This window comes from Haloferax profundi (assembly GCF_001469865.1).
In the GTDB taxonomy this organism is placed as follows: Archaea; Halobacteriota; Halobacteria; order Halobacteriales; family Haloferacaceae; genus Haloferax; species Haloferax profundi.
The window spans coordinates 1-8,867 of record NZ_LOPV01000628.1 but is presented as its reverse complement, the minus strand read 5'-3'; the positions used below and the strand labels follow the sequence as shown (position 1 = coordinate 8,867).

Annotated in this window: 9 protein-coding genes; 8 read left to right on the top strand and 1 reads right to left on the bottom strand. The window is 50.5% G+C overall.

Annotated features, from left to right (window positions below; translation table 11 throughout):
- The 8 genes from AUR66_RS20860 to AUR66_RS17990 form a co-directional block, all read left to right on the top strand.
- Positions 1-743: zinc-binding dehydrogenase (locus tag AUR66_RS20860; protein WP_082682273.1), on the top strand; the 743-nt coding region annotated here is incomplete at its 5' end.
- A gap of 21 nt (positions 744-764) precedes the next feature.
- Positions 765-1,787 (top strand): Gfo/Idh/MocA family protein, encoded by a 1,023-nt coding sequence (locus tag AUR66_RS18020; RefSeq protein ID WP_058573529.1) that lies wholly within the window; start codon positions 765-767, stop codon positions 1,785-1,787.
- A gap of 106 nt (positions 1,788-1,893) precedes the next feature.
- Positions 1,894-2,919, top strand: coding sequence for a TRAP transporter substrate-binding protein (locus tag AUR66_RS18015; RefSeq protein WP_082682272.1), 1,026 nt, complete (start codon positions 1,894-1,896; stop codon positions 2,917-2,919).
- A gap of 25 nt (positions 2,920-2,944) precedes the next feature.
- A complete protein-coding gene (locus AUR66_RS18010) occupies positions 2,945-3,415 on the top strand; it encodes a TRAP transporter small permease (protein WP_058573527.1) in 471 nt (156 codons plus the stop codon).
- Positions 3,416-3,515: 100 nt separating this feature from the next.
- The gene (locus tag AUR66_RS18005; protein ID WP_058573526.1) at positions 3,516-4,796 is read left to right on the top strand and encodes a TRAP transporter large permease; all 1,281 of its coding nucleotides are present in this window, start codon (positions 3,516-3,518) and stop codon (positions 4,794-4,796) included.
- Positions 4,797-4,803: 7 nt separating this feature from the next.
- Complete coding sequence (locus tag AUR66_RS18000) at positions 4,804-6,192, top strand: glycerate kinase type-2 family protein (RefSeq protein WP_058573525.1); 1,389 nt, start codon at positions 4,804-4,806, stop codon at positions 6,190-6,192.
- A gap of 14 nt (positions 6,193-6,206) precedes the next feature.
- The gene (locus tag AUR66_RS17995; RefSeq protein WP_058573524.1) at positions 6,207-6,572 is read left to right on the top strand and encodes a VOC family protein; all 366 of its coding nucleotides are present in this window, start codon (positions 6,207-6,209) and stop codon (positions 6,570-6,572) included.
- A 338-nt stretch (positions 6,573-6,910) separates the two neighbouring features.
- Positions 6,911-8,110 carry a tyrosine-type recombinase/integrase gene (locus tag AUR66_RS17990; RefSeq protein WP_058573523.1) on the top strand — a complete coding sequence of 400 codons (1,200 nt, stop codon included), beginning with the start codon at positions 6,911-6,913 and terminating at the stop codon, positions 8,108-8,110.
- Positions 8,111-8,351: 241 nt separating this feature from the next.
- Here the strand turns inward: AUR66_RS17990 and AUR66_RS22325 are convergent.
- A partial coding sequence (locus AUR66_RS22325) for a hypothetical protein (RefSeq protein ID WP_197409866.1) occupies positions 8,352-8,867 on the bottom strand: 516 nt, incomplete at its 5' end.

The following is an 8,867-nucleotide window of genomic DNA, read 5'->3' as shown; positions in this document are numbered from 1 at the left end:
TTTCGAGCCATTTTGTTGCACCAGTAGACAGTCTGCAGAAAGCACCAGATGGCCTCGATCTCGAATTAGCAAGCCTCGGAGAACCCGCCGCTGTTGGAATATATGGTGTATTCCAAAGCGGAGTCCAGCCAGGAGACGACGTCCTCGTCGCGGGCTTAAACTTCCAGGGACAAATCGCAGTAGAAGGTCTAAAAAAGAAAGGTGCGTCGACCGTCATTGCTATCGACCACCGTGACGCGCGACTCGAAGTCGCAAAAGAACGTGGTGCCGACGTGGTTTTGAATAGTAAGACCGACGACATCGGAAGCCGCGTAGCCGAACTCACTGAATATAATGCAAATGATCAGGCACGCGGGCACGCGAGTGGTGACGCAGGTGTAGACGTGAGCTTCCATTCGTGCGGATACTGGAACCACCATGCTGAAGAATATTTCAACCTCGCTGTTAGGAATACGCGGGATGAGGGGATCGTTGTCTCGATTCCAGACCTCATGACACCCATTACACCTGACCTTCACCGAATTCACCACCATGGTATGGAAGCAAGGTTTCCGAATCTCATGCATCACGGACCAGAATTCCTTGACCGGTGGGTCCCTCGATTAATGAAGCCAATCGTCAATGGAACTCTCGATGTCGGCTCGCTCGTTACTAGTACCCACTCACTGGAGGATGCTCAAGAAGCGATGCAGCTTTACAATGATGACGAGTCGCAGATCAAAGTCGCATTGAAGCCAGAATAATCCTGAACCAATAACACGAATATGACCAATACACCACCCGTTGGAATTGCGGTTGTCGGTCTCGGTAGAATCGCACGGAGTCACATCGACGGAATACGACAATGGCCAGAGCAGTGCGAATTGACAGCTGTCGTCGATATTCAAAAAGAACGGGCACAGTCTTTTTCTGATGAGTACGACGTTCCGTACTACACACAAGTCGAAGACGCATTCAACGATCCTGAGATTGATGCTGTCGTAATCTGTGTCCCACACAACCTCCATTCTAGACTGGCCATCGATGCTGCCGAAGCTGGTAAGCATATCCTCGTAGAAAAAGTCATGGCAACCTCTCTAGACGAGGGGAAGGCGATGGTAATGGCTGCTGAGGATAACGGAGTCAATCTGATGGTAGGGCAAAGCCGTCGTTTCTTCCCGTCACTCATCGAAGCACGCGATCGCCGCACTGAGATCGGAAACCAACTAAATCTCCTATATTCGTTCGCATGCCATTTCGATGTTGACACAGCACCGGACTGGTGGCAATCTAAAGAGAAGACAGGTGGACTTGTCTATCCGATGCTTGGCTCGCATAGTATCGACTACACGCTCTGGATGCTCGACGACAGGGAGCCGGTCTCTGTGTATGCAGAGGGTACCTCAAATAATGAGGATTTCGAGGGAGACGATGATGTCACGCTCGTCATCCGGTTCGACGATGACACACACGCGACGAACTTCCTATCGATAAATAATTCGCCAGTCGTCCACAGTGGACTCGTTGTCGGTGAGAAGGGGTCAATCACGTGGAGCCAAACCGGTGACCATAGCGGAGACCTCGTTGGTGTCGCAACGACCGACTTGAAGATTAACGGAGAACCTGTCACTGTTGATTCAGGTGGGAAACACAACTTTGCACTCCAAATGCGTGAATTCGCTGAGTCCATAATCGAACAACGGTCTCCAGAAGCCTCAGGCGAGGAAATACTAACTCAATTACAAATCTTGGAGGCCGCAAAGCAATCCGCAGAGAAAAGCCGTGAGGTAAAACTATCTGAGGTCTGACTAACGATTAAATTCAACCAGTATCAACCCCAATTAATTTTTTAGTAACATTCCCAGTCATCAATCGGTATCTTTATATTATTACAACAATATTGTAATCTCGGGCATGGTAAGAGATAACACTACCCGACGACAGATGCTACAGATAACCGGTGGGGCCGCCGCTGTTGGACTATCTGGGCTGGCAGGATGCACTGGAAGTTTCAATGGTGGAACAACTACCTTCAAATACGGGCACCCAAATAGTCCGGATAGCGTCGTGGGCCAGTTCGCATCAAAACTCTCCGATGAGGTAGAGAGTCGAACTGAGGGCGAGGTCAAAATCAACGTTCACCCATCGTCTCAACTCGGTGGAGTTAGCGATATGATTCAAGGGACTTCGTCAGGAAGTATCGAGATGGGCCATAACGATTTCTCTGCTCTCGGCCAGTTATACGAGCAGATGTCTGTCTTCAACCTTCCCTACATATACGAGGACCGAGACCACCTCATGCGCGCAACAGACCCACGGTCGTCAGAGGTTCTCCAAGAACTGAATAAAGAACTGGTAGACAAGTCGGACATCCGTGTAATTGGTGGATGGTACTACGGACGTCGACAACTCACCTGCAACAGCGCAATCAAAAAACCTGCGGACCTGAATAATAAAAAGATTAGAGCAATCCCTCTCAAAGTGTTCTTAACCACGGTCCGGGGACTAGGAGCACAACCGGAAGCTGTCGACTTCTCGGAACTTCCGAGTGCACTCGCGACTGGTGTCGTTGACGGCCAGGAAAACCCCCTCGTCACCATTGATGCGAACAAGTTCTACGAGCAACAATCGCATCTGATGATGACTTCCCACATTACACTCCAGTTGCCGGTATACATCAACGAGAAAGCCTGGCAAGGACTGAGTGAAGAGAATCAACAGACGGTTCGTTCAACGATAGCAGAGCTCCGTGCTGAGTCTTTAGCCGAAGGGAAGCAGAAGGAACAAGAATTACGGGGTACTTTGCAAGAGAAAGGTATGACCATCATTGATGAGAGCTCTGGTCTGCAACTAGACGCCTTCAAAGAGTCGGTTAACGATGAAGTTGAATCTGCGTTCTCTGGTTGGTCGGACCTCGTCTCTAGGATCGAAAAAATATAAGTCCTAACGGAAGAGTTCAAACCTAATGGTAACATATGACGAACGGCTCTCGTCAGTCCTGCTGCTCGCTATCGTCGTGTTGGTAGCGTTCCAAATCTTGGCGCGATGGATTGGCATTGCAGCCACGTGGACTGCCGAAGTAAGCCAGCTACTCAATGTCTGGCTCGTGTTCCTCCTTCTAGGCAGGGCAGCACTTGAAGATCGACACATCAAAATAGAGTACTTTGTCGATAAGCTTCCTGCCTCGTGGAGGGCTCGGGTGCTGACGGGCGAAACGATATTGAATATACTCGCCGGGCTGACAATTGTTGGGACGTCACTGATGATGGCCGTTCAGTTTGGCGACGTCACGACTGAAGCAGCTAACATTCCCTTACCACTCCTGTATCTAGCGGGCGTTGTGGGGATGGGCGGGTTTGTCCTCGCATCAATTCGAATCCTTCGCCATGGAGACGACACGGAAGCAAACCGACACTATGGAGTTGAGTCAAATTGACCCAAATCACACTAGCCAAAGCCAATGCTGGAACTGACTCGAGCAGAATCGTCTGTATGCAGACTTCACCTTACGTGGCCAATACGGAGAGTTCACAAACATGGAATTAGGAGTTGTCGTCGTAATTGCCGCACTCGCACTAGTGTTCCTTCGAGTACCAATTGGTGTCGCCTTCATTGTTCCCTCGGTGGTCTATATCGTTATCACCGGTGTCCCTGTCGTTACAATCGCACAGCGGACAATGTACTCAGTGAATTCATACACGATTCTCGCAGTGCCTCTGTTTATATTCGTTGGCTCACTACTCAATCAGAGTGGAATTACCGACCGAATCTTTGAGTTCACGAACCACCTTGTCGGCCACGTCTCTGGTGGGCTCGCTCACGTGAACATCGTAGCGAGTCTCATATTCTCGGGGATGTCTGGTGCCGCACTCGCAGACGTTGGTGGTATCGGTCGAATGCTAATTTACGCCATGGATGAGAATGGTTACGAACGAGACTACGCAGCCGGGCTCACGAGTGCATCTGCAACGGTTGGCCCCATTTTCCCACCAAGTATTCCTCTCATCATCTTTGGGCTGGTGGGGCAGGTTTCCATCGTCTCGCTCTTCCTAGCAGGGGTAATCCCTGCAATCCTTTCAGTCCTCCTACTGATGGGATTCACCGCATACCTGGCTCGAAAGCGAAATTTCCCCACTTCTGAGTCGGATATCTCACTACGGAAAACAGGGAAGTCGTTCGCAATCGCATTCCCCGCATTACTGACTCCCATTGTCCTAATCTCGGGTATGCTCACAGGCGCGTTTGGTCCGACAGAAATCGCTGCGGTAACCTGCGTCTACGTTATTGCGATCAACGTATTACTCTATGGGAACAGAGATGTCAGTTACATTTTTGATGCCAGTGTTGAGGCAGTGCGCTCGACATCTGTGATAATGTTCCCTCTGATCGGTGCAGCACTCTTTGGATGGGTCTTAACTGTCGAGCAGATTCCGAACTTGGTGTCGAACATCCTGTTCTCGGTCTCGACGAACCCACTGGTAATCCTCCTCATTCTAAACATCGTCATCCTTGTCATCGGGTTGTTCTTGGAGACCGTTGCAGCTCTTCTGATGTTGACTCCAATCTTCCTTCCCGCGGTAATTAAACTCGGGATTGATCCGATACACTTCGGCGTCATCATGGTGTTCAACTTGATGATTGGACTTCTCACACCACCGCTCGGTCTCTCAGTGTACCTCTCAAGTGATATAGCCGATGTTCCCGTCGAGAATGTCATCAAACAGGTTTCGTTCTACTACGTTCCTCTCGTGTTGACACTGCTACTCATCACGTTCTTCCCGTCGATCGTGCTTTGGCTACCCAAGCTTGTGAACTGAACCACCAATGATTACAAACAAACGAACCATAGGCGACACTCATTCGAAAGAGTTTGTCCTAGACTGCATCGAGGCAGGGATTACTGCAGCACATCCCAAACAGATTGTCGAAGACACAATTTCGGTCGAAGACCGTATTTTGTTTGTCGAAGACCACGAATACCAACTTGACGAGTACGATAACGTAGTTGTTGTCGGTGCCGGAAACGCCGCAGGTCGAATATCTCAAGCTATCGAGTCCGTTCTCGGCGATACGTTAACGTCTGGGGCCATTGTCACCGACGACCCAGTTGAGTGTGAGATCATTGAGATGTACCGAGGGACACACCCACTTCCCAGTAGAGCGTGTGTAAATGGTGTAAATTGTATCCAAAGTCTTCTCGACGATTCCCACGGACAGACACTCGTAATCGCGGTTTCAGCAGGAGGAGGGAGCGCACTTCTCTCCTTGCCGCACCGTGGTATCGGGTTCGATGAGTTACGAGCGGTGACAGAATCGTTACTTCACTCTGGGGCACCCATAGATGAGATTAACGTGGTCCGAAAGCACCTCTCTCAGGTCAAGGGGGGGCAATTGGCGGCAGCAGCGTACCCCGCGACAGTAGTGAATCTTGTTTTATGCGACGTTGTCGGGGATGACATTGGAACGGTCGCTAGTGGCCCGTTTGCACCCGATTCTTCATCTTTCGATGATGCCCTCGAGATCATTGGGAGGTACGATATCCCCGTACCGCCGTCTGTTCACACAGTACTCGAACAGGGGGAGTTGGGTGCACTCAAAGAGACCCCCTGCCAGAGCAACGATGTTTTTGAACGAGTTCACCACCATGTAATTGGAAGTGGAGAGACCGCATTGCACGCCGCGCGAAAAATGGCTACCGAACGTGGAATCACTGCAGAGATTCTGTCGTCACAGGTAGAAGGCGAAGCAAGTGAGGCGGCAAAATTCCATTTGAGCGTTGCAAACGAGGTTATTCAGTCAAAAGAACCGTTTCAACCACCGGTGGTCATTCTCTCAGGTGGGGAAACCACTGTCACCATCGAAGATAGTGGAAACGGTGGCCCAAACCAAGAATTCTGTCTCAGTGCCGCCATTCACCTGAACAACCCTGACATCACTGTCGGAGCCGTCGATACAGACGGTATCGATGGAAACGCAGACGTAGCGGGAGCTATAATTGATTCTGCGACTGTAGGTCCAGATGACCTCCCGAGTGCTAGAGAACACCTACAAAAACATGAATCAACTGGGTATCTAGCATCGAAGAATGCTACGGTGAAAACCGGTCCGACTGGGACGAACGTCAACGACCTCAGAGTAATCTATATCCAGGACACGGCCGGAGATAGCCCATCCGTCAATAGTGCACATAGCAGAAAGCCCAAGAGCGAATAGAAACGACACAATGCATGGAGATACTCCATGTATGCTTGAACGTGAGCGATATCGAAGTCTCGTCGGCATTCTATCAATCTGAGTTTGGATTGACCCCTACGTGGGACTTTGTTACGGACGATGGGAAAGAAAATAGATACTTCGAGGGTGAAAATGGATTCGAATTACAGCTGTCAGAAGTCGATACGGCTGATGGTGCTGAGGATATTCAATCGTGGGGCCACCTTGCGTTCAAGGTTAACGACCTCTCACGAGCACTTGAGCGTATTGACCACTATGGCATCGTCGAGGAACCGCGCTATGTAGCTGCTGCAGATGCACGCGTGGCATTCATTGCAGACCCCGATGGGCACGTAATCGAACTCATCGAACCGCAGTAACTCTCCGTAGCAAACACGCGGATTACTTACTGTGGCTCATCCTCTATGCTACAATTTTATATAGCGATATTAGATTTAAACATAATATCCAGCTCAAGTCTTCAATTTTACTAATTGGCGTTGTGTATGGTCCACTCCCGCACAAGCCAAAGTATTAACTAACTATGAGAAAGTCACTGAGTAATGAAAATCACACACTCAGAATCACCCCAACATAGAGCGAGAGGGTTACTCTCCGGTGAGAAGGCGTGAATCAGCAGTCTGACTCCGAGGGTTTAGAGGTCGAAGAGACGGCTTCAGAGAACCAGACGAGAAAGCGTCGCTACAACTGGTCGCGTATGGACCTCGACGAACTCGTCGACGTCTACTGGCAAGATATCGCACCGAAGCGATGCCGCGATGGGTTTGACGAGGATCGAGAAGCTCCGACCTACGACTGGCTCACCGAACACGGATACAGTGGGATTGCGTACGCGCTTCGCGAACATCACGACCTCACGCCCAACCAGTTCTTCGTCGACGTCGTCGGCCTCGAAGACGCAGAGTCTGAAGAGTGGGAGTGGAACGTCGACCACGACGCCACTGTGAACGCGCTCGACGCGTATCTCACGTCGATAGAAACTCGTGGGGGACGGGCAGAGAGTACCGTCGAGACCCACCGAACAAGGTTGGCGAAGTGGGTACGGACGTATCGAGAGTTGCATGGGACGGATGCGTTGCTCGAGCCACTGTCTGAGTTAGACCAGCAACCGCGAGAGATAGAGCGGGTTCTCGCCGTCCTCGACGTCTTCGACGAGGAACTATCGACTGACCGCTCGAAGCTCGAATATCTGCACGTCGCCAGAGCGTGGTACGCCTTCGTGAAACGCCGAAAGTATGCGAAGTACAATCCACTCTCTGAGGCCGGTGAAGAGTTCGGCTGGGAAGCCAGTGAACCGGACCCGCAGGCGCTGTCGGCGTCGCAAGTCCGTCGAATCTACGGCGAGGTCGACTCGCCCGAAGCGGAATTGCTCGTCGTTGCGCTCGCGGGGTGGGGGTTACGGCCCTCAGAGGTTGCCGCGTTGCACGTCGACCAGGTGGTCTTGGATGCTGAAGACCCACATCTGTCGTTCGGTGATGGAGAGCGAAAGAACGGCCCGGGTGAGGTTACGCTGTTGTATGGAGTCGACGTCGTCGCTGATCGGATTGATTCGCTTTCGGACCGTAAGAACTGGAACGGTTATCTGTTCCCGTCTCGGTCGTCGTCGACGGGACACGTGTCAGTTAGTACGATACGTCGTCGATTCAAACAGCTTGCTGACACTGCTGAAGTGGTTGTTGATGGGGATACGCCCACACCGAAGATGGGGCGGCGATTCTGGTACTCGGCGTATCAGGAGGCAGTGGGAGAGGTTCTGGAGGGGTTGGAGGGGGTTGCTGAAGACCAGGGGAGTTCGTCGACGGAGGTTGTGCTTCGGAATTATCTTTCGAGGGAGCAAGAGCGGAAAGCTCGGCGGAAACGGATGTATGAAAAGTTAGACAAGGCACTCGGATTTTGAACCTACCCTCCTCCCGTATGTGAGAACAGGTGGGATGCAGATGTTCTTTGAGCTGCAAATAAAACAATCAAATATCTCGTACTTTTGTAACCAGAACCGGTTCGCCAACACAATCTAGAGGTTTATCCAGTTCACATCTGGAATTTTCAATTAAGTAGACAGTCAATCAGAGAACGCCGCTGAACAGTTCTACCAGATTTCGGGGTATTACTTCCCACTAACCGTTAGTTACAGTTCCAGACTACGGGTCGTGTGGACTGTACTCAATAAACTTCTCCGTAACTCGATATAGAACGTCTTCTTTGTTCTTCTGGTCAGTGATTGATTCTTCTAAGTGTTCGACTACCACATCACGATCTATCAGTGTTCCGTTCTTTTCAGATAGTTTAAAATCACGCTTTGATTTTTCGAACTTCGGGGAGAGGAAGAGGCTCCCAAGCAACTGCTGCCAGCGGCCCATGTTAAGACGTATTTTTCGGTCGGAGACAAGCGCGAATCTAATGAATAGAAGTATACTGAGACCATCCAAACGGAGGAAATCTACCTGATAATTCTCGAACGGTGACCTCTTCAGCTCATCAAGGAAATCCTCTATCTTTGAGTCATTAAATTCTGGAGCAATGAATACGAGTACTTTGTTTTCCACATTTTCATCAATACAGATGTTATCCGCGATTTCCAAATACTTCCGATATTGTGGTCCCTCACCTTCAGTAATGGTCGGATAGTCCCGAGTTTTTGCGCTCACACTTTTTGA